Genomic DNA, 24,632 nt, shown 5'->3' on the forward strand with positions numbered 1-24,632 from the left:
GAAATACGAGTGGCTGCCATTCCAATCGTTTACACCTACCGAACTTGAGGAGGCTATCGATGAAATCGGCGCTGGTTTTGGCTCTCAATACCAATTTACTTTCTGCTAAGCACTTATAAATACTGTCTCACATAGTATATCCGAGCAAGATTTACACGCATACCGTGCCCAGTCGGACGATCAAAGAAGTGAAAAGCCCACTGGATTTATGAAGCAAAACCATCGGCGGCAATCTGCCAGTTTGCGGTCATTCCTCAATGTTTGTGCTATGGCGGGTTTTGGCCGAACTGAGACCGCCAGCGTCACGTTCAATCCACAAACCAAAGTTTGATTTTGTCAGGGCCAGATGGGCAGAGCGGCAGCGAAACCCATCAATTGCAGGACGGCTCTTCGCGCCAGCAATCGACCGTCATCGAGGCCAATAAATCCGAATTTTTCACAGCTCAAGACGAACGACTGTTTTCCATCTTTTTCCCTTCTTTGCAACTTCGCCAATGGCGGTTTGCTCGGCAACGGTTCCTGCGTCGCCTAAAGCGCCTACTGTCGGCTCCCTACCTTCTGCGTCCATACTGTCGTGATGCGAAGCCGCTCTACGGCCAACACATGGTAAAATAAGCGTTTTTCGCCGCAACGGCCCACTTTTATTCATTCAGCTTATTTTTTACTCTCTCGAAACCCTATGAAATTAGAAAAATCTTCCCGCTTTTCCGCTTGTCCCGGTCCCGTCGTCACTATTGTGCTCGACGGCGTGGGCATTTCTCCGCGCGAGGACGGCGACGCGGTCAAAACCGCGCGCACCCCGACGCTGGACCGTCTGATGGCGACCTATCCGATGACCACTCTGCTCGCGCACGGCACCGCGGTCGGCATGCCCAGCGACGAGGACATGGGCAATAGCGAAGTCGGCCACAACGCGATCGGCGCGGGGCGCGTGTTTGCCCAAGGCGCCAAACTGGTGGCGGAGTCGATCGCCACAGGCCACTTGTGGCAAGGCCATGCGTGGCACGAAGTCGTGGCGGCCGCCAAACACGGCGGCACTCTGCATTTTCTCGGCCTGTTCTCCGACGGCAACGTCCATTCCCATATCGACCATCTGCGTGCGATGCTGGAACAAGCCAAGAAAGAAGGCGTATCGAAAGTGCGGATTCACATTCTGTTGGACGGCCGCGACGTGGGCGAGACCTCCGCGCTCGACTATGTCGATCCGTTCGAGACCTATCTGGAGCAACTGCGCGGCCCCGGCTTCGACGTGCAGATCGCGTCCGGCGGCGGCCGCATGACCATCACGATGGACCGTTACGAGGCGGATTGGACGATGGTGCAGCGCGGCTGGGACATCCACGTACAGGGCAAAGGCCGACCATTCACCAGCGCCCATGAGGCTATCGTCGCCTACCGCGACGAACTGAGCGTGATCGACCAGGATTTGCCCGGCTTCGTGATCGTCAAGGACGGCGAACCGGTGGGACCGATCGAGGACGGCGATGCGGTGGTGTTCTTCAATTTCCGCGGCGACCGCGCCATCGAAATTTCGCGCGCCTTCACCGAAGAGCATTTCACCCCATTCGCCCGCGGCCCTTTGCCGAAAGTCACCTATGCCGGCATGATGCAGTACGACGGCGACACCCATCTGCCGCCGCGCTTTCTGGTGCAACCTCCCGCCATCGAGCGGACCATGGGCGAATACCTGGCCAAAAACGGCATTTCTCAATATGCGATCAGCGAAACCCAAAAATTCGGCCACGTCACTTATTTCTGGAACGGCAACCGCTCCGGCAAATTCGACGACGCGTTGGAGACCTATGTCGAAATTCCGAGCGACAATGTGCCGTTCGAACAACGCCCATGGATGAAATGCGCCGAGATCACCGACGACCTGATTAAAGCGGTTCGCAGCGGCAAATACCGCTACCTGCGGGTCAATTACGCCAACGGCGACATGGTTGGCCATACCGGCAATTTCGATGCGGCGGTCACTGCGATGCAGGGTCTGGACTTGCAGTTGGCGCGTTTGATTCCGGCCATTCTGGCCGCGCAAGGCACGGCGATCATTACCGCCGACCACGGCAACGCCGACGAAATGTACGAACTCGATAAAAAAGGCAGCGTGAAACGCGATGCGGAAGGCCGCACCAAAGCTAAGACCTCGCACACCCTGAATCCGGTGCCGTTCGTATTGATTTCCGGGGCGGCGAATCCGGGCTATAAATTGCGCCAGGATGTGCCGGCACCCGGCCTGTCGAATCTGGCCGCGACCGTGTTGAATCTACTCGGCTTCGAAGCGCCGCAAGATTACGACCCAAGCCTGATCGAATCGGCCTAAAAAGCTCGCACCTGCACGCTGCGGCATGTCGGGCACCCTAAGCGGGACGGGGTTTGCAACCCCGTCCCAACCACAAAAACGGGGTCAAGTCTTGCAATCAAGCATCCGGCTTTACATGGCGCTCAACCGGAGCGTGGATATGCTACGGATTAATTTTTTCAGCTTTCCGGGTTGCGCCCTGTTAGCTCCACGTTGAACGACCGATCTGGGGCTTCACCCGCTATTGACTTGAAAGACTCGATAGTCGGCAAAGGGCCGAACTAAGACCGTCAGTGTCACGTTCAATCCAAAATGAAGTTGGATTCTGTCAGATCAGATGCGCGCCGGCTTTCACAACAAAAACACACTCGCCAGTCCCAAGAAGATAAAAAATCCCATCGCATCGGTAATCGAGGTCAGCATCACGGTCGCGCCGGCTGCTGGGTCCTTGTCGAACTTATGCCGAAGCAGCGGAATTGCGAGGCCTGCCACGACCGCGACCAGGAGATTCAAGAACATCGCGAGCGCCATTACGCCGGCCAGCGCCTTGTCCCGGTAAAGGAAATAGGCGACCGAACCGACCACCAGGCCGATGAACGTGCCGTTCAGCAAGGCGAGGGACAGCTCTTTTTTGATCAGCCGACCGACGTTGAGCGGGGTGATCTGTCCCAGGGCCAGCGAGCGGATGATCAGGATGCTGGTCTGATTGCCGGTATTGCCGCCGGTCGCGGCGATGATCGGCGTCAGCGAAGCCAAAGCGACCAGTTGCAGGATCGCGTCTTCGAACAAACCGATGATGCGGGTCGAGATGAAGGCAGTCGTGACATTGATCAACAGCCATGACCAGCGGTTCCGGGCGCTCTTCCAGACGCTGGAGAACAGGTCTTCCTCTTCGGACACGCCGGCCTGGATCAGCCGGTCTTCGTCGTTTTCCTCGCGGATATAGTCGAGAATGCTGTCGACGCACAGCCGTCCCTGCAGGCGGCCTCCGTTATCGACGACCGGCGCCGAAATCAGATCGTAGCGCTCGAACGCGCGCGAGGCTTCGGAGACGTCCTGGTCGACCTGAAACTGCACGAAATCGGTCACCATCGCGTCGGCGACAAACAGGAAAGGGGCATGGGTCAACAGGCGCGACAGCGGCAGCACGCCTTTCACGACATCCTGTTGATCGACCACGAACAGTTTATCGGTATGGCCGGGCAGTTTGCCGAGTTTGCGGATGTAGTCCGCGATCGCTTTCAGGGTCAGGTCTTCGCGGATCGTGATCATGCCGAAATCCATGAAGGCGCCGACCTGATCATCCTCATAAGCCAATACCGCATTGACATGCTTGCGTTCCTCGCTGTTCAACGAACGCAGGATTTTCAGCATCGCGTTTTTCGGCAGGCCGTCGGCCAGATCGGCGATCTCGTCGGCATCCAGATTTTCGGCCACGCTGGCCAGATCTTCGGACTCCATGCCCGAAATCAGCGTTTGCCTTACTGCATCGGACATTTCGACAAGCACCTGACCATGATGGCTGGCCTCGATCGCATTCCAGACAATCTTGCGTTCATCGAGCGGTAGCGATTCGAGGATGTAGGCGATGTCGGCCGGATGCAGCGCGGCCAGTTTCTCGTGAAGGCGGGTTTCCTGCTGTTTACGCAAGACGGTTTCGAGCAGTTCGTGGTGCGCGCCGGGACTTCTATCGAGCAGCGATTTTTCCAGCTGCTGCTTTTCGAGCAACGAGATTACCTCCTGGAGCTGGTGCTGTAAAAACTGTGCAGGGCTGAGTTGGTTAGTGGAGTCCATAACGTCACAGAGTCAAAATGCAGTGAGATTTTGCCGGGCAATCGAGCCAAATGCCGATTTGGCGATTCGCTGAACGAGAATTGAGCAAGCCATTATAAGCGATAAAAATCGCACTGGAATGAAATATGCTTAAAAGAAAAAGCCAAGCCGGTTTATTGATGCCTAAACGTTATAATTGCCGCGAAAACTATTGATTTTAAGCCAAATCGACTTATAGTTAGAGCTCTATAAAACACATTGAGGAGTTTTGCATGCAGCATTTTCGTCTTTCTATCATCGTGACCGTCTTGAGTCTCGCGATCGCGCTTTACTGGGGCGGACTGACCGGCGCTTTTATCGCGCTGATTCTGGGCGTGTTGGAAGTCAGCCTGTCATTCGACAACGCGGTCGTCAACGCCTCGGTATTGAAGCGCATGGATGAACGCTGGCAATTTTACTTTCTGACGTGGGGCATCTTGATCGCGGTATTCGGCATGCGGCTGTTGTTTCCGGTGCTGATCGTCTCGTTGGCGACCGGCATCGGTTTATTCGGCGTGGCCGACATGGCGCTGCACGATCCGACGACTTATGCGCAGCATCTGAGCGAATCACATGTCCAGATTGCGGCTTTCGGAGGAATGTTTTTGCTGATGGTGTTTTTCGGTTTCATTTTTGATGACGCCAAAGAACTGCACTGGCTCGGGACTATCGAAAAAAAGCTAGCCGGCTGGGGCAAGCTCGAATCGATCGAGCTGATCGTGGCGCTGTGTTTGCTGTTGTTCATCCAGCACTGGCTGCCGGCCGAAATCCGGCTCGAGGCGATGGTCGCGGGCGTATCCGGCGTGATCTTGTTCGTGATGGTCGATAGTGCGTCGGCGTTATTTGAAGACGAAGAGGAAGGCGAGCAAACGGCCGAGGCGCTGAAACGGGCCGGCATGATGAGTTTTTTGTATCTGGAAGTGCTCGACGCCTCGTTCTCTTTCGACGGCGTGATTGGCGCGTTTGCGATTACCCAGGACGTCATCATCATCATGCTCGGCCTGGCGATCGGCGCGATGTTCGTGCGGAGCCTGACCGTGTACCTGGTGCGCCAGGGCACTCTCGACCAATATGTGTTTCTGGAGCACGGCGCGCACTATGCGATCGGCGTGTTGGCGGGCATCATGCTGATGAGCATGACCACACATATTTCGGAAGTGGTCACCGGCCTGAGCGGCGCGATTTTGATTGCGCTTTCGGTGTATTCTTCGATTCAATACAATAAGGCGCAAGCATGACAAGGTAGGGTACGGTGCGCGTGCCTTTACATTATTAATCGGATAACTTTACTCAAGGCACGCACAGCGGACCCTACCGGCCATGCTCCCCATCGACCTTTTCCGTCAAGCCCTGCTCGCGATCAAATCCCAGCCGTTCAGGGCGGCCTTGATAATTCTATCGATGAGCATCGGCGTCGCCTCGGTTTCGGTTTTGGTCGCGCTGGGCGAAAGTGCTCGCGGTTATATTGTGCACGAGTTCGAGTCGCTCGGCACGCATCTGGTCATCGTGTTGCCAGGTCGTAATGAAACGACCGGCGGTCCGCCGCCTATTTTCGGTGAAACGCCGCGCGATCTGACGCTTGGCGATGCCGAGGCGCTGGCGGTCAGTCCGCATATCGCCGCGATCGCACCGCTGACGATCGGCTCCGCACCGGTTTCGGCACATGGACTGGAGCGAGAAACGAATATTTTCGGCTCGACTCAAGCACTGCTTAGGGTCAGACACCTCAACATGGCGCAGGGCAGTTTTCTGCCCAAAATGCCGGCCGATCAAGCGCTATCGGTCTGTGTGATCGGCCAGACCATCCGCAAGGAATTGTTCTCGAATCGGCAGGCGATCGGCCAGTGGCTCAGGATCAACGACCGGCGATTTCGGGTGATCGGCATCTTGGCCTCCGAAGGCGAGTCGATCGGCGTCGATTTCGATGAAATGGTGATCATTCCGGTTGCGTCCGCGCAGGCTTTGTTCGATACGGAGTCGCTGTTCAGGATTTTGTCCGAGACCAAATCCGAGCAGGCGATGCATAAAGCCGTCGATGATGTCAGAAACATCATCAGGGCGCGCCATGAAGGCGAGGACGACGTTACGATCATCACCCAGGACAGCGTAGTCAACACCTTCGACAAGATTTTGACCGCGTTGACGCTGACCGTGGCAAGCATCGCCGCGATCAGCCTGGCGGTCGCCGGTGTGTTAGTGATGAACGTGATGCTGGTCAGCGTGACCCAGCGCACCGCCGAAATCGGTCTTCTGAAGGCCCTGGGCGCGACCCGCGGGCAACTGCATGCTTTGTTTTTGACCGAAGCTGCAATGCTGTCGCTGGCCGGAGCAACGGTTGGCGCTCTGGTCGGGCAGCTCGCCCTGATCGGTCTGCAGATGATTTATCCGAAATTTCCTTTCGAACTTCCATCTTGGGCATTTTTCGCAGCGCTAGGCGTAGCGTTGCTGAACGGGCTGATTTTCGGTTTCCTGCCCGCCCGCAAAGCCGCCAAACTGAACCCGATCGCCGCCCTGGCCAAGCGCTGAGTATGAGGATTCTGGATTTACTGCAATTTTCCTACCGGTCTATTATTAGCCACAAGCTGCGTTCGTTCCTGACCGCCTTGGGGCTCGTGATCGGCATCGCCGCGGTGGTGATTCTGACCTCGATCGGGCGAGGCATCCATACCTTCGTGCTGGCCGAATTTACCCAGTTCGGCACGCATCTGCTATCGGTCAATCCCGGCAAAAAAAGCACCTTTGGAATCTCCGGGGCGACGATCAGCACGGTGCGGCCCTTGTCGCTCGACGATGCGGCCGCGCTGGGTAAGCTGCCGTCGGTGATCGCGGTGGTGCCGGTCGTGCAGGGCAATGTGCGGGTCGAGGCCGGGGCCAAACAGCGGCGCACCAATGTGTTGGGGGTGGGCAGCGCGGTGCCGGAGGTCTGGCGAGTCAAAACGGCAGTCGGCCGATTTTTGCCCGCAGAGGAAGGCAATCCCCGCCCATTGGCGGTCTTGGGACACAAAATGGCGGCGGAATTGTTCGGCTCGGCAAATCCCTTGGGACAACGCATTCGGATCGGCACCGATCGTTACCGGGTGATCGGCGTGATGGAAAAAAAGGGGCAGATGGTCGGTTTCGATATGGATGACACGCTCTATATTCCGGCCGCGAAGGCGTTGGAATTATTCGACCGGGAAAGTCTGGTGGAAATCAATGTACTCTATAAAAGCTCGGTTTCGGTCGCATCCGTACAGAAAGCGGTCAAAAGCTTGATGATTGCGAGGCACGGGCTTGAAGATTTCACGATCATTACCCAAAACCAGATGCTCGAAACCATGGACTCGGTATTGACTATCTTGACGATGGGCGTCGCTGCGTTGGGCGGCATTTCTTTGTTGGTCGGCTCTGTCGGTATCTTGACCATCATGACGATCGCAGTATCCGAACGGGTCTCCGAGATCGGCCTTTTGCGCGCGGTCGGCGCGGAACGCCGGGTCATTTTCCGGCTGTTTCTCGGCGAAGCGCTCGCATTGAGTCTGGCTGGAGGCTTGGCCGGTGTGCTGTTCGGAATTCTGGCCATTCAGGCCATCGGCTATACGTTGCCGGAATTGCCGGTTGAACTTGCCTGGGGCTATATCATTTCCGCCTTTGCCGTGTCGTTAGTGATCGGTATCGCCTCCGGCGTTGCGCCGGCGATTAAGGCGGCGCGGCTCGAGCCGCTGGAGGCCTTGCGAACGGAGTGATAGGTATCTTGTTATCAAGCTGGGGATAAATTGAAGCCTTCGAATGAACGGCAGTTCGGGTATACTGTGCGGATTTTAATTTTGGCATAACACACATGAGACCGAGCGGAAGACAACCCGATCAACTGAGAGAAATCAAATTTACCTGTGGCTATACCAAACATGCGGAAGGCTCCGTACTGGTCGAGTTTGGCGATACCCGTGTACTCTGCACCGCCAGCGTCGACAGCCAGGTGCCGCGTTTCCTCAAGGGCAAGGGTGAAGGCTGGATCACTGCGGAATATGGCATGTTGCCGCGCTCCACGCACAGCCGGATGGGGCGCGAGGCCAGCTCCGGCAAACAGGGCGGGCGCACGATGGAAATTCAGCGTTTGATCGGTCGGTCCCTGCGCGCCGCGGTCGATTTGAAGGCGCTCGGTGAAAACACGATCACGATTGACTGCGACGTGTTGCAGGCCGACGGCGGCACTCGCACCGCCGCGATCACCGGCGGTTTTGTCGCGTTGTCGCTGGCGGTCAAACAGATGCTCAAACAAAAGCAGATCAAGACCAATCCTCTGCACGGCCAGGTTGCTTCGGTGTCGGTCGGCATATACAACGGCGTTCCGGTACTGGATCTGGACTATAAAGAAGACAGCAATGCCGAAACCGACATGAATGTGGTGATGAACGATGCGGCGGCATTTATCGAAGTCCAGGGCACCGCCGAAGGGCATGCGTTCAGAAAGGACGAGCTAGACGCCATGCTCGACCTGGCGGGCCGCGGCATCAAACAATTGATCGAAAAGCAGCGGGAAGCATTGGAAAAATGTTGAAATAATGCGCGTGCCGAACCATTAAAAAAACTTTCAATATTGAATTTAACGAGATAGTTTTCGCTTTTCACCCGACTTATGCGTTTCTCAAAACACCAAAAAATCGTGCTTGCCAGCGGCAATCCGGGAAAAATTCGGGAAATTCAGGCGATACTGGCCGATCATCCGATCGTGCCGCAATCCGACTTCTCGATAAGCGACGCGGAAGAAACCGGTACGACCTTCGTCGAGAACGCAATCATAAAGGCTCGGCATGCGGCGAGGCATAGCGGTCTGCCGGCGATTGCGGATGACTCCGGGTTAGTCGTCGATGCGCTCGACGGCGCGCCAGGCGTTTATTCCGCACGCTATGCCGGGCTCGGCAGCAGCGACCTGGACAATCTGCGAAAGTTGCTGAAAGAGCTTGACGGCGTACCGGAAGCGCAGCGCAGCGCCCGCTTCATTTGCGTTTTGGTATTCATGCTGAATGCCGACGACCCTACGCCGGTCATCGCGGAGGGGATTTGGGAAGGAAGAATTTTGACCCGGCCGGCCGGCAGTAATGGCTTCGGCTATGACCCGGTATTCTGGGTGCCCACACACCACTGTGCCTCGGCGGAGTTGCAGCCTGAGGTCAAAAACGCCTTGAGTCATCGAGGTCAGGCGCTACGCAGCCTGACCTCCACACTTAAAGCCAAAGAAACGGCTTGATCCCGGCAGCGCGCGCATCGCCTAATTTCTCGATGCGAGGAGCAGACATACAGTTCGGCAGACAGGCAATGCGTCACTGTCGTGTTTTACTTCACGATCAAGCTATTATTGACCTGCTTGACGCCTTTGACCGTACGCGCCAAGCGTACGGCTCTCTCTGCGGCTTCCTGTGAATCAACAAAGCCGCTCAACTGGACGATGCCCTTGAAGCTTTCGACATCGATCTGCATGACTTTGAGCTTGGAATCGCCGAGAATCGACGTTTTGACCTTGGTGGTCAGCACCGAATCATCAAGATATTCGCCGGTGCTTTCCGTTTTATGGGTGCCCGCGCAGCCAGCCAGCGAGGCAATGATCAGCAGCCCCAATAAAAAACGCAGGAATGAACTGAATTTTTTCATGATATTTCCACAAGACATAAAAATGATACGTAATAACAAGAATAACCGGTAAAAGCCAAATTTATTTGACTATCAGGCTATTATTGACCTGCTTGACTCCTTTGACGGTGCGCGCCAGATGCACAGCCTGATCTGCAGATGCCTGGGAGTCGACAAAACCGCTCAACTGGACGACGCCCTTGAAGGTTTCGACATGGATCTGCAGAAATTTGACTTTGGCATCGCCAAGAATCGATGTTTTGACCTTGCTGGTTAACGCCACATCGTCGAAATACTCTCCCGTGCTTTCGTGCAGCTTGCCGCCAGCACAACCCGTGAGCGACAGAACGAGAACGATACACAATCCGAATAACAAACATCTGATCGAATCGAATTTTTTCATGATATTTCCAAACCACATGAAGAGTTAAAAGTAATGCCTTGAAGAATCAAGAAAAGCCAGGGCAAGTCTGACATGATTATATTAACACCATGTTAACGCGGATAAAATATGGACAATGCAACAAGGGCTTTTTTGATGATAGATGGACGCATCGCACGCTTGGAATTGCCGGCGTTCCGTATCGAGACGCCGTTGCGACTTTACGTTACAGCTTCGGAATGAATGCTTGGTTGCAAAAAAACGGCGTAGGCGGGAAAGCGCCCGCAGGCGAAATTTTTAAAGCTTCTCGGCGGCAGTCCCGCCGCCTGTATACCTCGCTTACCACCGTACCCTTTTACCGCCTTTCCGCAAGGCGCTGTCAGGATCGTTTCGGTCTTTCCGCCACAAAGGGTGACGGAAATTGATCACGAAATCGCCGTTGTACGAAACCACCGCATTGTTGAAATTGACTTTGCCGATGGTTTGCCAGTTGGTGATCGATTGTCTTTCGCCTTTGGGTAACAAAGCAAAGCCGGAGCGTTTGCCCGTATCGGAGGCTGAGATGTCAAAGCTGAGAGTGCGCAGGGGAAGCGGATTGCCCTTGTCGAAGATATAACTCATCACTTCATCGCGTAAATCGTTTTCGCCGGAAAGCGGGATTCCGGGTGCCATTCGCAGCCGCATGAATTCCGGCGCATGAGTTGCGATGCCCGCCGGTTTGCCGAGTTCGGCGATCGGATAGACCTGGCGGACCGAGGGCATCAGGTCAAGAAACAGAAACAGTACGCCTTCTTGCAGTATAGTCGGCAACTCATTGCCTCGATTCAGGCCGGTCACATGCGGGGCATTGGTCAGTTCGACGCCATTGATCCGGGTAGTCGTCGTTCCGCCCAAATCATCCGCGAGAATCACATTGGCCGTCGACAACAATTCTTTATGGTTTTCGTTAAGAGTCGGGAAAATCTTCAAAAACAGACCATAGCTTCGTCTGATCCCGCCGCATGTCTTCGTCACGCCCGCGCTGATCCGGGCGACCGCCAAACCCTGGCTGCCTTTTTTGAAATAACCGGTATAGGGGTTGTCTTCGTCGATTTGCCAGGTTCCGAGCGCGCAAACGCCGTTCGGACGCAACAATCTTCGAAAGCCTCGTCCGTCCTCCCCCCAGCGCAAGTCCGCCGAGGATTCCAGAGCTCTGATGGCTGCCAAGGTGAATTGCGGCGGTTGTCCGCCCGGCAGGATGCCGGCGTAGGTGCTCTTGTTGGTGGTTTTATAATAGGGCAGCGCCGGCTCGTTCGGACCGCCCCAGACTTTTTGATAAGGATTGGCGAATAGCGCGGCTTTAACGTCGCTGAAACGAGAACCTTGATAGTCCTGATCTTCCCGGGTGAGACCCTGGCTCCCCAAAATTTCCTCTGGTCCTGGAATTTGGCTCATGGCTGACCTCGTATGAACGTGATGGAATATGTTGGTTGTCGGCCGTGGGGCGTCATTTTGCACAATCTCTGACAATGGCCTGTTTACCAGCGTTGATTCTAACTAATAAAGTTAGCTTTTAAATGTATCACATTTGCGGCTATCGCAAAAAAAAATTTGCATGGAATGCCCGCATGCTCAGCCACGTCGAAAGCAGTCGGCGCAAACATCTATACGGGGAAATGGCGAGTCAGATGGTTCGGGTGTTGAAATGCGTCCGGTTTAGTTCGATCGAAATCGTTATGTATGACCGCAAGGTCACGCAGATCGAGCGGAAAAGAAATTGCCGAAGCGGGCTCCGATATAGAGCCGTTGTTACAGGGAGGCGGGGAACTACGGGGCCATGCACAAAAAAGGGAGCGAAATCGCGGGGAGACGTTGATGCCGAAGAAGATTCGCAGCTAAGTCGGGTATTGCCTTTCCGGGTATAGTTGCTTTGTCAAATTGGCGCACGCGCCGATCAGGAAGGAGTTGTACGGGTTTCTGCACCGAGGGTGAGCCGGCAGGCGGGATTAAACCCCGCCTATATCGGTTTTGGAATGACTACTCCCCTTGAATCTCCGAATGCAATGCCCGGAATTCCTCGGTCAGTTTGTGGCTCGGGACATAATGAATCAAAGGCTGCGCCTGGCTGTGCGATTCCCTGACCTTGATCGAAGGTGAAATCATCGCGGCGAGGACCGGCAAGCCCTCGGCGATCAATTGATCGACCAGTTGGCGCGGCAGGTTCGCCTGTTTCTGGAACTGGTTGACTACGATACCTTCGATTTCGAGGCGCTGATTGTGGTCGGCCTTCACTTCGCGGATCGTTTGCATCAAGGTCAACAGCGACTCGCGCGAGAAGGTGTCGCAGTCGAACGGAATCAGGCATTTGTCCGCCGCGATCAGCGCGGACTGGCTAAAGAAATTCAGTACCGGCGGCGTGTCCATATAGACCTGATCGAAACCTTGCAGAGCGTCCAACGCCTCTTTCAATTTGAAGATCTTGAAGCGCGATTCGAGTTTGCTTTGCAGGGATTCCAGTTCGGGATGCGAAGGCACCACATACAGATTCGGAAACGGCGTTTCGTGAATGTAGTTTTCGAGGCCGGAATTGGAACCGCCGCCGAACAGCGACAGGCTCAGGGTTTCCTTGAAGAACTGCGAGAGCGTCTTTTCGCTTTCGGCAACCTTTTGCCCCATCAGATATTGCGTCGAATTGCCCTGAACGTCGAGGTCTATCACCAAGGTCCGTTTGCCTTCGACGGCGCTGATCGCGGCAAGATTGCAGGTGATCGTTGATTTACCGACGCCGCCTTTTTGATTGAAAATGACTCTGCGCATCTTTACTTGTACCTCATCATAGCCGCTGGCTTAAAAATATCATTATAATACAAAAATTAAGGATTTTGCTGGCTTACATGCGCACAAATGTGGTTGCCTTGCAAGCTGGGCAAACCGGGATCTCGCTGGTGGTTTTAAATGCGATTTCCTTTCCGCAGCTGTCGCAGATGAAGGTGCCGGGGAATGTGATTTCGCCGCTTTTGTATTTGTGGACTTTCGCGCGTTCCTCGATTTCGGCAAGCTGGATGCGGGTTTTGTCCGCAACGCTCAAGAACGCGTCAAGCGTGAAATTCTCGATCAACTCAATATCAAACTTGAACCACTCTGATAGCGACTCGTCATCCTGCCCGGCATGTAAACCATGGGCCGCGCTTTCGACATCGCGCTTGACGTAGCCCGATACCTTGTCCAGGTCTTCCTTGCTCAAATCGCTGGTTTTACCGGCTTTTTCGGTCGAGATCTCGAGCGCTTCGCCGAGCGTGTGCAAGGCGTCGTCCATCGTTTCGTAAAGGTGCTTGACGATGTCGTTATAAGCGGCGACCCATTTGTTTTTATTCATACTTACATCTCCTGAAAATGGCACTCTTGATTCGAGCAACTGTGGTATTCTAACGCTTTTGACCGACAAAAGACGAGAAGGATGCAAGAAAATTACAAGCCGTTGGTTATAGAGCAAGAAGTGCAACAAATCTGGGAAGAAAAGGGCGTGTTCAACGTGTCCGAAACGTCCCAGGGAGATAAATACTATTGCCTGTCGATGTTCCCCTATCCCAGCGGTAAATTACACATGGGGCATGTCCGCAACTATACCATCGGCGACGTGATTAGTCGTTATCAACGCATGCTTGGAAAAAACGTGTTGCAGCCGATGGGCTGGGACGCATTCGGCCTGCCGGCCGAAAATGCGGCAATGCAGCACGGCGTGCATCCGGCCGACTGGACCTACGACAACATCGAGTATATGAAGGGCCAGTTGAAGCGGCTCGGTTTCGGTTACGACTGGAAGCGCGAAATCGCGACCTGCGATTCTTCCTACTACCGTTGGGAGCAATGGTTTTTCCTGAAACTTCTCGAAAAAGGCCTGGTTTACAAGAAGACCGCACCGGTCAACTGGTGCCCGAACGACATGACCGTGCTCGCGAACGAGCAAGTGATCTACGGCTGCTGCTGGCGCTGCGATACGCAGGTCGAACGCAAGGAAATCGCGCAGTGGTTTTTGAAAATCACCGACTATGCCGATGAACTGCTACAAGCCTTGGATACGCTCGACGGCTGGCCGGAGCAAGTCAAAACCATGCAGGCGAACTGGATCGGCAAGAGCTACGGCGTGCGTTTCGCGTTTCCTTACGAACTGGACGGCAAACAGGAGTTGCTGTGGGTGTTCACAACCCGCGCCGACACGATCATGGGCGTGACTTTCTGCGCGGTCGCCCCCGAACATCCTCTGGCGGCCCGCGCTGCCAAGAACAATCCGGAACTCGCCGCGTTCATCCACGAATGCGAGCAGACCGGTACCGCCGAAGCCGATCTGGCGACGATTGAAAAGAAAGGCATGCCGACCGGCATCTTTGTCACGCATCCGTTGACCGGCATTCAGGTTCCGGTTTGGGTCGGCAATTATGTGCTGATGAGTTACGGCGAAGGCGCGGTGATGGCGGTGCCGGCGCATGACGAGCGCGATTTTCATTTCGCGCAAAAATACGCTCTACCGACCATCCAGGTGTTGGAAAATAAAGCGCCGGGCAAAGACGACAAGCCGTTCGATATCGCCGGCTGGCAGGAGTGGTATGCGGCGAAAGACGCGTCGATGGTGCTGATTAACAGCGGCAAATACGACGGACTGACGCACAAACAGGCGATCGATGCGATCGCAGCCGATTTGAAAGTGCAGGACCTCGGCGACAAGCACGTGCGCTTCCGGCTCCGCGACTGGGGCGTTTCGCGCCAGCGTTACTGGGGCGCGCCGATTCCGGTGATCTATTGCGACGATTGCGGTACAGTGCCGGTGCCCGAAAAGGACCTGCCGGTCGAACTGCCGCGCGATGTGGTGCTGGACGGTTCGCAGTCGCCGCTGGTCGCGCATCCGACCTTCTCGCAGACGACCTGTCCACGCTGCGGCAAAGCGGCGCGGCGCGAAACCGATACCTTCGACACATTCATGGAATCGTCCTGGTATTTCGCGAAATTCACCTGCAACGACGGCGAGTCGATGCTCGATGCGCGCGCGAATCACTGGCTGCCGGTCGATCATTACATCGGCGGCATCGAACACGCGATTCTGCATTTGCTCTATGCGCGTTTCTATACCAAATTGCTGCGCGATGAAGGACTGATCGCGGTCGATGAGCCGTTCAAGAATCTGCTGACGCAGGGCATGGTGCTGAAAGACGGCAGCAAGATGTCCAAGTCGAAAGGCAACACGGTCGATCCGCAGGCGCTGATCGATCAATACGGCGCGGATACCGTGCGCCTGTTCATCATGTTCGCGGCGCCGCCCGAGCAGTCGCTCGAATGGTCCGACAGCGGCGTTGAAGGCGCGTTTCGCTTTTTGAAACGGCTCTGGAAGCTGGTCTATCAGCATGTCGAATCCGGCCTCCCGGCTAAACCGCTCGACAAGGCCAATTTGACCAAGGAACAGGCGGATGTGCGCCGCCAGTTACATCAAACGATCCTGAAAGTCTCGGATGATTTCGGCCGTCGCTTTACGTTCAATACCGCGATCGCGGCGAACATGGAACTGGTCAACCATTTGTACAAGTTCGGCGACGACTCGGACAATGCGCGCGCGCTGCTTCAGGAAGCGCTCGAGGCGGTCGTGTTGATGCTGTCTCCGATCGTGCCGCATGTCTGCCATCAGCTCTGGCAGGATTTGGGCCGCGCCGATGCTTTGATCAACGCAGCCTGGCCGGCCGTCGATCAATCGGCATTGACGCAGGACACGCTGGAGCTGGTCGTGCAAATCAACGGCAAATTGCGCGGCAAGATTTCAGTAGCCGCAACGGCTTCGAATCAAGACGTCGAAGCGTTGGCGCTCGGCGATGAACATATCGCGCATTTGCTGGAAGGGCAAACCGTCAAAAAAATCATCGTGGTTCCTAAAAAACTGGTGAATATCGTCATTTGATGAAGAAGTTATTTATTGTCTTCCTGGTTTGTTGGCTGAGCGCTTGCGGTTACCATTTACGCGGTGCCGGTCAGACGACGGTCAAATTCAAGAAAGTCTATTTGGTAGGGGCGTCGGGCTCTTTGCGCGACGGTTTCGACGAAGTATTGAAGATGTCGTCCGCTCGCTTGGCCAAAAACGCGAAAGAGGCGGATTTGCAGGTTGTGGTGTCTAAGGAAAAATTCAATACCCGTTCCGTATCGCTGAATTTCAGCGGCCGGAGCAACGAGAGTGAATTGAATTACCGGTTGGAATTCCAATTGGCCGGTTCCGGAAAAGCCGAGTTGTCGGCGGGCGATCCCCTTCAGATCATTCGTGAATATTTCAGCGACCAACAAGACATTCTCGCGAAAAGTAACGAACAGAATGTGATACGCAGAGAAATTTACCAACAGGCGGCACGCACGATCCTCGAACGCGCCCAGGCTCGAATTCAGGCGAGCTCCAAATAACGATGCGCCTGAAGCCGGAACAAACGGCACAACATTTACAAAGTAAAAAGCTCGCGCCGGTCTATCTGGTCAGCGGCGATGAGCCACAGCAAATCGCCGAAATCACCGACGCGATCCGCAAGGCGGCTCAGGAAGCCGGCTATCTGGAACGGGAGATTTTTTCGCAGGATAGCAGTTTTTCCTGGAATGATTTGCCGGCAGTCGCATACTCGACCTCGCTGTTTGCGGACAGGAAAGTCATTGATATGAGGCTGCCTTCCGCATCGCCGGGTACCGAAGGCGCAAAAGTCCTGACCGCCTATTGCGAGCGTTTGCCCGAAGATACCCTATTATTAATCACGACTGGCAAGCTCGCGGCCGCCTCCCTCAAAACCCGCTGGTTTCAAGCCCTGGAGCGCGTGGGCGTATTTATTCAGGTTTGGCCGCTCGAGGGCGAGGATTTGCGGCGCTGGTTGCAACAACGGCTGCAGCGGCGCGGCATGAGTGCCGACAATGAAGGCCTCAAACTGCTGGCTGCTAGAATCGAGGGCAACTTGCTGGCTGCCGCTCAGGAAATCGAAAAGCTCTATATCCTCCACGGAGCGGGCTTTCTGGATACCGCAAAGATCGTCGATGCGGTTGCGGATAGTTCGCGGTACGATGTTTTCAAACTGGCCGACAGCCTGTTGGCCGGCAATCCGGGCAGAATTACGAAGATTATGGCGGGGCTGAAGGACGAGGGTATGGCCGCGCCGGTCGTGCTTTGGGCAATCACCCGCGAAGCGCGCACGCTCTGCAAAATCAGGCAGGACATGGCGGGCGGCAAAAACCGTGACGCGGCGATGCAGACCCAGCAAATATGGGACAAACGCAAGGCGCTGGTGGCTCAGGCGCTGGATAGATTGACCGAAGCCGCGTTGCACCGCATCCTGGTCATCAGCGCCAAAGCCGACCGCGAGATCAAGGGTCAACAGCCGGGTGACCCCTGGCAGACCTTGTTGCAGATTTGCTTGTTGTTTACTTCAATTACCGCCGTGAAGCTATAATTATTTGCCGTTTCCCGCAGCGTGGAAGAGCCATGAGTACTTTGCCGGACCCATTCGATCATTCTGGGGCAATATGAAACATAAGGTATTTCTGTACCTGTCCATAACGCTCGCATTCGCGGATATTCTATACCTTCTCGCCGATCAATATGAGCCGCGGCTCGATTACGCATTGCCGCTGCTGGCGGTCAACGGCTTATTCTGTCTCTACGCGGCCGCAACCTGCCTTCTGACGGGTAAAAGCCTGCAATTCTCCGATAAGCTGCCTCTTCGGGTCAATGTAGAAGCACCTACATTACAATTTTCCGATCAACTGCTAACCCGGTATTTCCCCGGACTTTTATGTTTAAAAGACAAGGATGGTCGCTGGCTGACCGCAGCACCAAGTTATCTGGCCGATGTCGGATTGTCGGAAGCGGACTATGTCGGGAAAACCGATTTTGAATTGGCCCAGGAAGCCGGTTGTAGTGTCGCTGCGTTGAAAGCCGGCGCGGGGGCGGATAAAAAGTGCTGGGAGCTAGGCGCGCCTATCCAGACGCTTAGGACAATTTCATCTGAATTGACGATCGAAGAAACCCGCACGCCGGTATTCGATCTCGAGCAAAAGCGTTTTCGGCTGATCGTCACCGGCAGGCCGGCAAGCGAGTTCGATAAAAAAAGGACCCGTCTCGAATGGTTCGAACAGGCCTTGCTCCGTTCGCATATCGCTTATGCGCTGCTTGATCAGGATTTTCATCTGCTCGAAAGCAACTCTGCTTTCGGCGAATTGACCGGCTATCAGCCCGGAGAATTAACCGATAGAAGTCTTGCGATGATTGTCGGTGGTTCCAAAACGGAGAAAACGCTACCTCAGCCTGACGGATTATTCGATGCGGCCAACCCTAAGCACTGGTTACGGGAGTTCGAGTGCCGCCATAAACAGGGCCATGTTTTTCCCGCCCAAATCGAAATGACCGCGATAAAAACCGACGAACATAACCTTCATTATTTCGCCAGCCTGACCGACATTTCCGAACAAAAACGGCTCGAAAGCCGGATCAAGCAACTCTCGCAGCATGACGATCTGACCGGTCTCTGCAATCGGCCATTGCTTTTTGAACGGTTAGGGCAGTTTCTGTCGACATCGGGTCGTTATCGATTACACGCGGTAGTTTTGCACATCGATCTCGACCGCTTCAAATCGATCAACGAGTCGCTGGGCCACGATGCGGGCGACGAGTTGCTGAAGTTGGCCGGGACAAGATTGAGTAAGATGACGCGCAAGGGCGATGTGGCGGCCCGTTTGAGCGGCGACGAATTTGCTTTGCTGATGCTGAATGACAAGGATCATGAGCGGACCGTCTATGCCGCATCGATGGTAGCGAAGAAGATCATACAGAGCTTATCAGAAGCGTTCTACATACAGCGCAAGGAAGTGTTTATCGGCGTCAGTATCGGGATCGCGATGTTTCCCGAGGACGCCTCAACTCCCGAGACATTGCTGAAAAATGCGGATTTCGCAATGCATGAAGCGAAAAACAGCGGTCGCAACAACTACCAATTTTACCGCAATGATTGCAACGACGCGAGGAAGGACCGTTTGACGATGGAGATGGGTTTACGCAAGGCGATAGCGCGCAACGAATTGCAGTTATATTATCAGCCGCAATATCTTGCGCAGGACAGACTGCTGTGCGGCGCGGAAGTGTTGATTCGTTGGTTTCATTGCGACAACGGAGAGACTAAGATGGTGCCGCCGGATTTTTTCATTCCGCTTGCTGAAGAATCGGGTCTGATCTTCGAGATCGGCAAATGGATTCTAAGGTCGGCCTGTGGGCAGATCAAACTCTGGCAGGAGGACGGCATTCCGTTGCCGCAGGTTTCTGTCAATATTTCGGCGCGGCAATTTACCGATCCTGATTTTTTACAAATCGTCGAAGAAGCGCTTAGCGACAGTGCCCTTGCGCCCGAACACCTGGAGATCGAAATTACCGAGTCGATGCTGATCGGCGACGTCAAACGGATCGAACTGCAACTGAAGCGCCTGAAAAAAATGGGTATCCGTGTGGCGCTGGACGATTTCGGCACCGGCTACTCGTCGCTGTCTTACCTGAAGAATTTTCCGGTCGATGTGCTCAAAATCGACCAGTCGTTTATTCGGGAGATGACATGTGATTCACGGGACAGGAATATTGCCCGCGCCATCATCGAGATGGGGCATTCGCTGGGACAGAAGATTGTTGCGGAAGGGGTCGAAACCGAGGAACAACTGCGTTATCTCGTCGGTCGCAAGTGCGACATCATCCAGGGTTATTTCTTTAGCCCGCCGTTGCCCGGCAACAAAATGACCGATCTTTTGCATCAGCAAAAAAACAAAATCGGCAAAGTGGAAACGAAGAGCTTGCTGAACTGAGTATCGGAACACTCGTTTCCCAAACCTAGGCTTGAAAAATAAATCCCCGGCCCCCACTTCAGTGCTCATCCATTCTTTCTAACCGGAACGAGTATACATGACAGTAGAAGCAAAAAAACAAACCCTGGGCTTTGAAACCGAAGTCAAACATCTGTTGCATTTGATGATCCATTCCTTGTACAGCAATAAGGAAATCTTTTTGCGCGAGCTGATATCGAACGCCTCCGATGCGTCCGACAAGCTGCGTTTCCTGGCCTTGTCCAATGAGAACCTGTACGAAGGCGACAGCAACCTGAAGATCCGCCTCGAATATGACAAGGACAAGCGCACGATCAAGGTGATCGACAACGGCATCGGCATGACCCGCGCGGAAGTGCAGGAGCATATCGGCACGATTGCGAAATCCGGCACCAAGCAGTTCTTCGAAGCCTTGACCGGCGACCAGGCCAAGGACAGCGAACTGATCGGCCAGTTCGGGGTCGGCTTCTATTCGGCCTTCATCGTCGCGGACAAGGTGACCTTGGTCACCCGCAAGGCCGGCGCGCCGACAAGCGAAGGCGTGCGCTGGGAATCGGCGGGCGAGGGCGACTATACGCTCGAATCGGTCGAAAAAGCCACGCGCGGCACCGAAATCACGCTGCATTTGAAGGAATCCGAAAGCGAATTTTTGGACGGCTACCGCATCCGTTCGATCGTTCGGAAATTCTCCGACCATATTTCCCTGCCGATCGTGATGGACAAGGAAGCCCTGCCGTCCTACGACGAAGAAGGCAATGAAGAGGCCGAAAAGCCGGCCGCGCAAGTCGAGGAAGAAACCGTCAATAGCGCATCGGCCTTATGGACCAAGGCGCGCCAGGACATCAGCGAGGACGACTACAACCAGTTCTACAAGCATGTCGGCCACGACTTCCAGGATCCTCTGACCTATGTGCACAGCAAGGTCGAAGGCACCAATGAATATACCTTATTGTTGTACGTGCCGTCGCGTGCCCCGTTCGATCTGTGGGACCGCGACAACAAGCACGGCGTCAAGCTGTACATCCGCAAGGTGTTCATCACCGATGACGCCGAACAGCTGATGCCGCGCTATCTGCGTTTCATCAAGGGCGTCATCGACGCGAACTCGCTGCCGCTGAACGTCTCTCGCGAAATCCTGCAGCAAAGCAAGCAGATCAGCACGATCAAGTCCGGCGCGGTCAAGAAGGTGCTTGGCACGCTGGAGGGTCTGGCCAAGAACGAACCGGAAAAATACGAAAAATTCTGGGGCGAATTCGGCGCGGTGATCAAGGAAGGACCGATCGAGGATCATGCGAACAAGGAACGTATCGCGAAACTCTTGCGCTTCGCCTCGACGCATGGCGACGGCGACAAGCAGTCGGTCAGCCTGGAAGACTATGTTGGCCGGATGCAGGAGGGCCAGGAGCATATCTATTACGTGACCGCGGACAGCTACGCGGCCGCGAAGAACAGCCCGCATCTCGAAATCTTCCGCAAGAAGAACATCGAAGTCTTGCTGCTGTCCGACCGCGTCGACGAATGGCTGGTATCGAGCCTCGACGAATTCGACGGCAAGCACCTGCAATCGGTCGCCAAGGGCCAGCTGGACCTCGGCAAGTTGGATGACGAGGAAGAGAAAAAGCATCAGGAAGAAGTCAGCAAGGATTTCGAATCGGTGCTGACCCAGATCAAGGACGTACTGGCCGACAAAGTCAGCGAAGTACGCTTGAGCCACCGTCTGACCGAATCTCCGGCCTGTCTGGTCTCCGACGTTTACGGCATGAGCCTGAACATGGAGCGGATCATGAAGGAAGCCGGCCAGAAGATGAGCTTCGGCAAGAAGCCGATCTTCGAAATCAACCCGGACCATGCCCTGGTGCTGCGGCTGAAAGCCGAGCAGGACGACAGCCGCTTCGCCGATTTGACGCATATCCTGTTCGACCAGGCGATCCTGGCCGAAGGCGGCCAGCTCGACGATCCGTCCGCGTTCGTGCACAAGCTGAACGGCTTGTTGCAGGGACTTCTGCACTAAGCGAAGGATCAAAAAAGGCCGGATTCTCTCCGGCCTTTTTTTTGCCGCCTCAATACAGCAACTCGTACAACTTCCCGGTCCTGACCTTCGCTTCGGCGGTTTCGATCAGCTTATCCCGTTCGAATTCATCGACAATCGTTTTCAGCACCGGCGCCGCCTGCTGGAGGCTCATGCCGGCCTTGATGCGCGGATCGTAGAGCATTTTCAGCAGCAGATAATCCAGGCCGGACAGCAGCGTGTTGACCGACTTGTCGTTGAATATCGAGGGAAACACCTTCTCGGAATCATTCGGCACCCCAAGCACCTGGGTGATTTCTTCGACGATGCAATCGACCAGCTTGGCGTGCGCGGTGGCGCGGTCGACCGGAATGAGAACGACCGCCCGCGCGATGGAGGCGTCGCCTGCCAGCGCGAAATGCCCCAGACAAACGCTACGGCGGAACAGATTGTCCCGCTGCGATTTCGAGTGGATGCCGAAGTCGCTCAATAAGTCGTTCCGCAGCCGCATCTCGGTCGAAAAAATGATCAACAGATTGGCCGATGCTTGCGTTGTCGCCGGCCTGATGCTCAAGCCGGTAATCTCGGACAGCTGCGCGATATGCATTCGCGCCAACCTTTCATGCAGTTCCTGGTCGCCGACCCGGTGCACAAAAAAATAGTCGATCGGCCGCGTCCACTTGCGGATGCCCGCCGGCTGCTTCGAATATTCGTTGAACATCGCGATCTCGATGAAGCTTTTCAGCAGGTGGCCCGGCGACTGCCAGGGCTCGCGCTGAGCCGCATGGGCCTGGGGCGCGCCCAGCTGAGAAAGCAGCCCGAAGCCGAACAGCGCTAACCCGGCTTTGCTGCAAATCTTATTCGGCATGGTTCATTCGTCAGGGGGGAAAGGGAGTATTTTACGCTTTCACCCGGGGCACCCGGCATAATTTGTCGCGCGTCGGCTAGTACACCTGCAATACCAGCAGACTCCCCAGCACCATCACAAGGCTGCCGATAAGCCTGCGCACCAGATGCGGCTCGTTGAATATCCGATGGCCGAGGAATACCTGTAACAACATGCCCAGTTGAAACAGGGCCAGGGTGTAGGCTATCAGCATTTGCGACAGCAGCACCAGCGTCAGATATTGCATCACGAAAACCGTCAACCCGACCGCCGTCATCAGCAACAGATGCGGTTGCGATTTTTTGACGTTGTCCGTCAGACTCTCCGTTTTCAACAAGGCGTTCGCGAGCAAAACCATGGGCAAGCCGAACCATGACCAGAAGATCAGGGTCTCCAGAGGCGTGGAATGTTCGAGCGAGCCTTTCAGGAACACCGTGCCGATCGAAAACAGCAAGATCGAAAGAAACCTTGCCTGCACGCCTCGATCCTGCAGGAGTGTGGCGAAGCGGTTCGGCGCCGCGCCGTTCGCCGGCGGCAACAGGAAAAAACTGCCGGCGACGATAACGATGACCCCCGCAAAGCCTTGCAGTGTCGGCATCTCGTCCAGGAAAACGAGCGCGAACAGCATCGAAATGACGACCTTGTAGGCATTCAGCGGCCCGAACACCGACAAATCGGTTTTCGATAGCGACATCACCATAAACATCCAGCCGCCGACGTCGAGCAGGGAAGCCAGAAACACATTGATCCAGAATGACGTGCTCAGCTCGGAAAAGGCCCCGTTGATAAAGAACGGCAAGGCGAGAACGGCCAGCACGGCATAGGTTGTTGCGACGATGTAAAACGGATGCAGGCCCTGATGCGATAGCTGTTTTTGAATAACGTTGGAGATTGACGACAGAAACAAGCGGCCAAAAACGAAAACAATTTCCAAAAGCGATTTTCCTTGTGTATGAATCTTGAATGATCAAAGGGGGGCGCATTCTAATGGGAATCGCCACAAAATGAAATACAGCTTAATCGACCAGAATGCGCGCGACTGCCGTTACCGTGAGAAGGACGGGTCATGTGGGAGCGACGCCCACGTCGCGATTAAAGCCTCGCTAACCGTTCTCGTTCGTCGAGACCAATTGATTTCTGTGACCTTAGGCGCCTTTGCGGGAACGCTGGAACGCGTTGAAACTCGACTATTTGACGAAGTATTTATTTAATCATATAGTTAATCGTACGATTAATCGGGTGACATAGCATGATTACAGCAAACGAACTAAAAACCAAAGGCATCGCCTGTCTGGAAGAAAACCTAGCCAATCAGCCGGAAGCCGTTATCACGGTGCGCGGGAAAGAATGTTATGTGGTGATGAAGATCGAGCATTACCATTATCTGCGCGAAATGGAACTGGAAGCCGCGCTGTATGAGACGCAACAGGATATTGCCGCTGGCCGGTTCAGCAAGGAGTCTGTGGATCAACATGTGGCTGATCTGTTTACCGAATGAGCTACACCTTAGTTTTTACCGACAGCTATAAAAAACGCGCCAAACGCTTTGCCAGGCAGCATCCGGAGCTCAAGGAGCAATATCGCAAAACCCTGCTGTTGCTGTCTCAAAATCCCCATCATCCCTCGCTCCGCTTGCATCCCTTGAAAGGCAAATTGGCTGCCTTGCACTCGGTATCGATCAATATCAGTTATCGAATCACCCTGGAAATGCTGATCACCGAAAAGGAAATCATTTTGATCAATGTCGGCAGTCATGATGAGGTTTATCAAACATGACCGCCCCCGC

The 24,632-nt window shown here is 54.8% G+C and carries 22 protein-coding genes; 14 read left to right on the forward strand and 8 right to left on the reverse strand.

The window, feature by feature from the left end:
- Positions 1 to 679 precede the first annotated feature (679 nt).
- Positions 680 to 2,323, forward strand: a complete 1,644-nt coding sequence (gene gpmI / locus U2W12_RS12400; protein WP_326501005.1) for a 2,3-bisphosphoglycerate-independent phosphoglycerate mutase — start codon at positions 680 to 682, stop codon at positions 2,321 to 2,323.
- Between the two features lie 330 nt (positions 2,324 to 2,653).
- Here the strand turns inward: gpmI and mgtE are convergent, their stop codons facing one another.
- On the reverse strand, positions 2,654 to 4,096 hold the full coding sequence (mgtE, locus tag U2W12_RS12405) for a magnesium transporter (protein ID WP_326501006.1): 1,443 nt from the start codon (positions 4,094 to 4,096) through the stop codon (positions 2,654 to 2,656).
- Positions 4,097 to 4,347: 251 nt separating this feature from the next.
- Between mgtE and U2W12_RS12410 the strand changes: the two genes are divergently transcribed.
- The 5 genes from U2W12_RS12410 to rdgB all read left to right on the forward strand — a co-directional run bounded on the left by U2W12_RS12410 (position 4,348) and on the right by rdgB (position 9,344).
- Positions 4,348 to 5,352 carry a DUF475 domain-containing protein gene (locus U2W12_RS12410; RefSeq protein WP_326501007.1) on the forward strand — a complete coding sequence of 335 codons (1,005 nt, stop codon included), beginning with the start codon at positions 4,348 to 4,350 and terminating at the stop codon, positions 5,350 to 5,352.
- An 82-nt stretch (positions 5,353 to 5,434) separates the two neighbouring features.
- On the forward strand, positions 5,435 to 6,640 hold the full coding sequence (locus U2W12_RS12415; RefSeq protein WP_326501008.1) for an ABC transporter permease: 1,206 nt from the start codon (positions 5,435 to 5,437) through the stop codon (positions 6,638 to 6,640).
- 2 nt (positions 6,641 to 6,642) lie between these two features.
- Positions 6,643 to 7,839 (forward strand): ABC transporter permease, encoded by a 1,197-nt coding sequence (locus tag U2W12_RS12420; protein WP_326501009.1) that lies wholly within the window; start codon positions 6,643 to 6,645, stop codon positions 7,837 to 7,839.
- Between the two features lie 95 nt (positions 7,840 to 7,934).
- Positions 7,935 to 8,654 (forward strand): ribonuclease PH, encoded by a 720-nt coding sequence (gene rph / locus U2W12_RS12425; protein WP_326501010.1) that lies wholly within the window; start codon positions 7,935 to 7,937, stop codon positions 8,652 to 8,654.
- Between the two features lie 78 nt (positions 8,655 to 8,732).
- The gene (rdgB, locus tag U2W12_RS12430) at positions 8,733 to 9,344 is read left to right on the forward strand and encodes an RdgB/HAM1 family non-canonical purine NTP pyrophosphatase (protein ID WP_326501011.1); all 612 of its coding nucleotides are present in this window, start codon (positions 8,733 to 8,735) and stop codon (positions 9,342 to 9,344) included.
- 86 nt (positions 9,345 to 9,430) lie between these two features.
- Here the strand turns inward: rdgB and U2W12_RS12435 are convergent, their stop codons facing one another.
- From U2W12_RS12435 to U2W12_RS12455, 5 genes are all read right to left on the reverse strand, one after another.
- Complete coding sequence (locus U2W12_RS12435; protein ID WP_326501012.1) at positions 9,431 to 9,745, reverse strand: BON domain-containing protein; 315 nt, start codon at positions 9,743 to 9,745, stop codon at positions 9,431 to 9,433.
- 61 nt (positions 9,746 to 9,806) lie between these two features.
- Positions 9,807 to 10,127: a BON domain-containing protein gene (locus U2W12_RS12440; RefSeq protein ID WP_326501013.1), complete on the reverse strand. Its 321-nt coding sequence runs from the start codon at positions 10,125 to 10,127 to the stop codon at positions 9,807 to 9,809.
- A 318-nt stretch (positions 10,128 to 10,445) separates the two neighbouring features.
- Positions 10,446 to 11,540 carry a hypothetical protein gene (locus U2W12_RS12445; protein WP_326501014.1) on the reverse strand — a complete coding sequence of 365 codons (1,095 nt, stop codon included), beginning with the start codon at positions 11,538 to 11,540 and terminating at the stop codon, positions 10,446 to 10,448.
- A gap of 582 nt (positions 11,541 to 12,122) precedes the next feature.
- Positions 12,123 to 12,902: a ParA family protein gene (locus tag U2W12_RS12450; RefSeq protein WP_326501015.1), complete on the reverse strand. Its 780-nt coding sequence runs from the start codon at positions 12,900 to 12,902 to the stop codon at positions 12,123 to 12,125.
- Positions 12,903 to 12,975: 73 nt separating this feature from the next.
- Entirely contained in the window at positions 12,976 to 13,461 is a 486-nt protein-coding gene (locus U2W12_RS12455) for a zinc ribbon-containing protein (protein ID WP_326501016.1), read from the reverse strand.
- An 81-nt stretch (positions 13,462 to 13,542) separates the two neighbouring features.
- On the opposite strand from U2W12_RS12455, the gene leuS reads away from it, so the two are divergent.
- The 5 genes from leuS (at position 13,543) to htpG (ending at position 21,963) form a co-directional block, all read left to right on the forward strand.
- On the forward strand, positions 13,543 to 16,026 hold the full coding sequence (gene leuS, locus U2W12_RS12460; protein ID WP_326501017.1) for a leucine--tRNA ligase: 2,484 nt from the start codon (positions 13,543 to 13,545) through the stop codon (positions 16,024 to 16,026).
- The gene (lptE, locus tag U2W12_RS12465) at positions 16,026 to 16,517 is read left to right on the forward strand and encodes an LPS assembly lipoprotein LptE (RefSeq protein WP_326501018.1); all 492 of its coding nucleotides are present in this window, start codon (positions 16,026 to 16,028) and stop codon (positions 16,515 to 16,517) included. Before leuS ends, lptE begins: the two co-directional genes overlap by 1 nt.
- Positions 16,518 to 16,519: 2 nt before the next feature.
- Positions 16,520 to 17,542, forward strand: a complete 1,023-nt coding sequence (gene holA / locus U2W12_RS12470; protein ID WP_326501019.1) for a DNA polymerase III subunit delta — start codon at positions 16,520 to 16,522, stop codon at positions 17,540 to 17,542.
- A gap of 73 nt (positions 17,543 to 17,615) precedes the next feature.
- Entirely contained in the window at positions 17,616 to 19,934 is a 2,319-nt protein-coding gene (locus tag U2W12_RS12475; protein WP_326501020.1) for an EAL domain-containing protein, read from the forward strand.
- A 97-nt stretch (positions 19,935 to 20,031) separates the two neighbouring features.
- Positions 20,032 to 21,963, forward strand: coding sequence for a molecular chaperone HtpG (htpG, locus tag U2W12_RS12480; RefSeq protein ID WP_326501021.1), 1,932 nt, complete (start codon positions 20,032 to 20,034; stop codon positions 21,961 to 21,963).
- A gap of 49 nt (positions 21,964 to 22,012) precedes the next feature.
- Here htpG and U2W12_RS12485 read toward each other — a convergent pair whose 3' ends face one another.
- Positions 22,013 to 22,828 (reverse strand): DUF2927 domain-containing protein, encoded by an 816-nt coding sequence (locus U2W12_RS12485; RefSeq protein WP_326501022.1) that lies wholly within the window; start codon positions 22,826 to 22,828, stop codon positions 22,013 to 22,015.
- A gap of 76 nt (positions 22,829 to 22,904) precedes the next feature.
- A complete protein-coding gene (locus U2W12_RS12490) occupies positions 22,905 to 23,780 on the reverse strand; it encodes an EamA family transporter (RefSeq protein ID WP_326501023.1) in 876 nt (291 codons plus the stop codon).
- A gap of 70 nt (positions 23,781 to 23,850) precedes the next feature.
- Here U2W12_RS12490 and U2W12_RS12495 point away from each other — a divergent pair, with 70 nt between their 5' ends.
- Genes U2W12_RS12495 through U2W12_RS12505 form a run of 3 tightly spaced genes read left to right on the forward strand, consistent with a single transcriptional unit; the run spans position 23,851 to position 24,622 of the window.
- Positions 23,851 to 24,057: a hypothetical protein gene (locus U2W12_RS12495; protein WP_326501024.1), complete on the forward strand. Its 207-nt coding sequence runs from the start codon at positions 23,851 to 23,853 to the stop codon at positions 24,055 to 24,057.
- Between the two features lie 38 nt (positions 24,058 to 24,095).
- The gene (locus U2W12_RS12500) at positions 24,096 to 24,344 is read left to right on the forward strand and encodes a type II toxin-antitoxin system Phd/YefM family antitoxin (protein WP_326501025.1); all 249 of its coding nucleotides are present in this window, start codon (positions 24,096 to 24,098) and stop codon (positions 24,342 to 24,344) included.
- The gene (locus tag U2W12_RS12505) at positions 24,341 to 24,622 is read left to right on the forward strand and encodes a type II toxin-antitoxin system mRNA interferase toxin, RelE/StbE family (protein WP_326501026.1); all 282 of its coding nucleotides are present in this window, start codon (positions 24,341 to 24,343) and stop codon (positions 24,620 to 24,622) included. Before U2W12_RS12500 ends, U2W12_RS12505 begins: the two co-directional genes overlap by 4 nt.
- Positions 24,623 to 24,632: the final 10 nt, after the last annotated feature.

Origin of the sequence: Methylomicrobium sp. Wu6 (genome assembly GCF_035916875.1) — a bacterium.
GTDB lineage: Bacteria > Pseudomonadota > Gammaproteobacteria > Methylococcales > Methylomonadaceae > Methylomicrobium.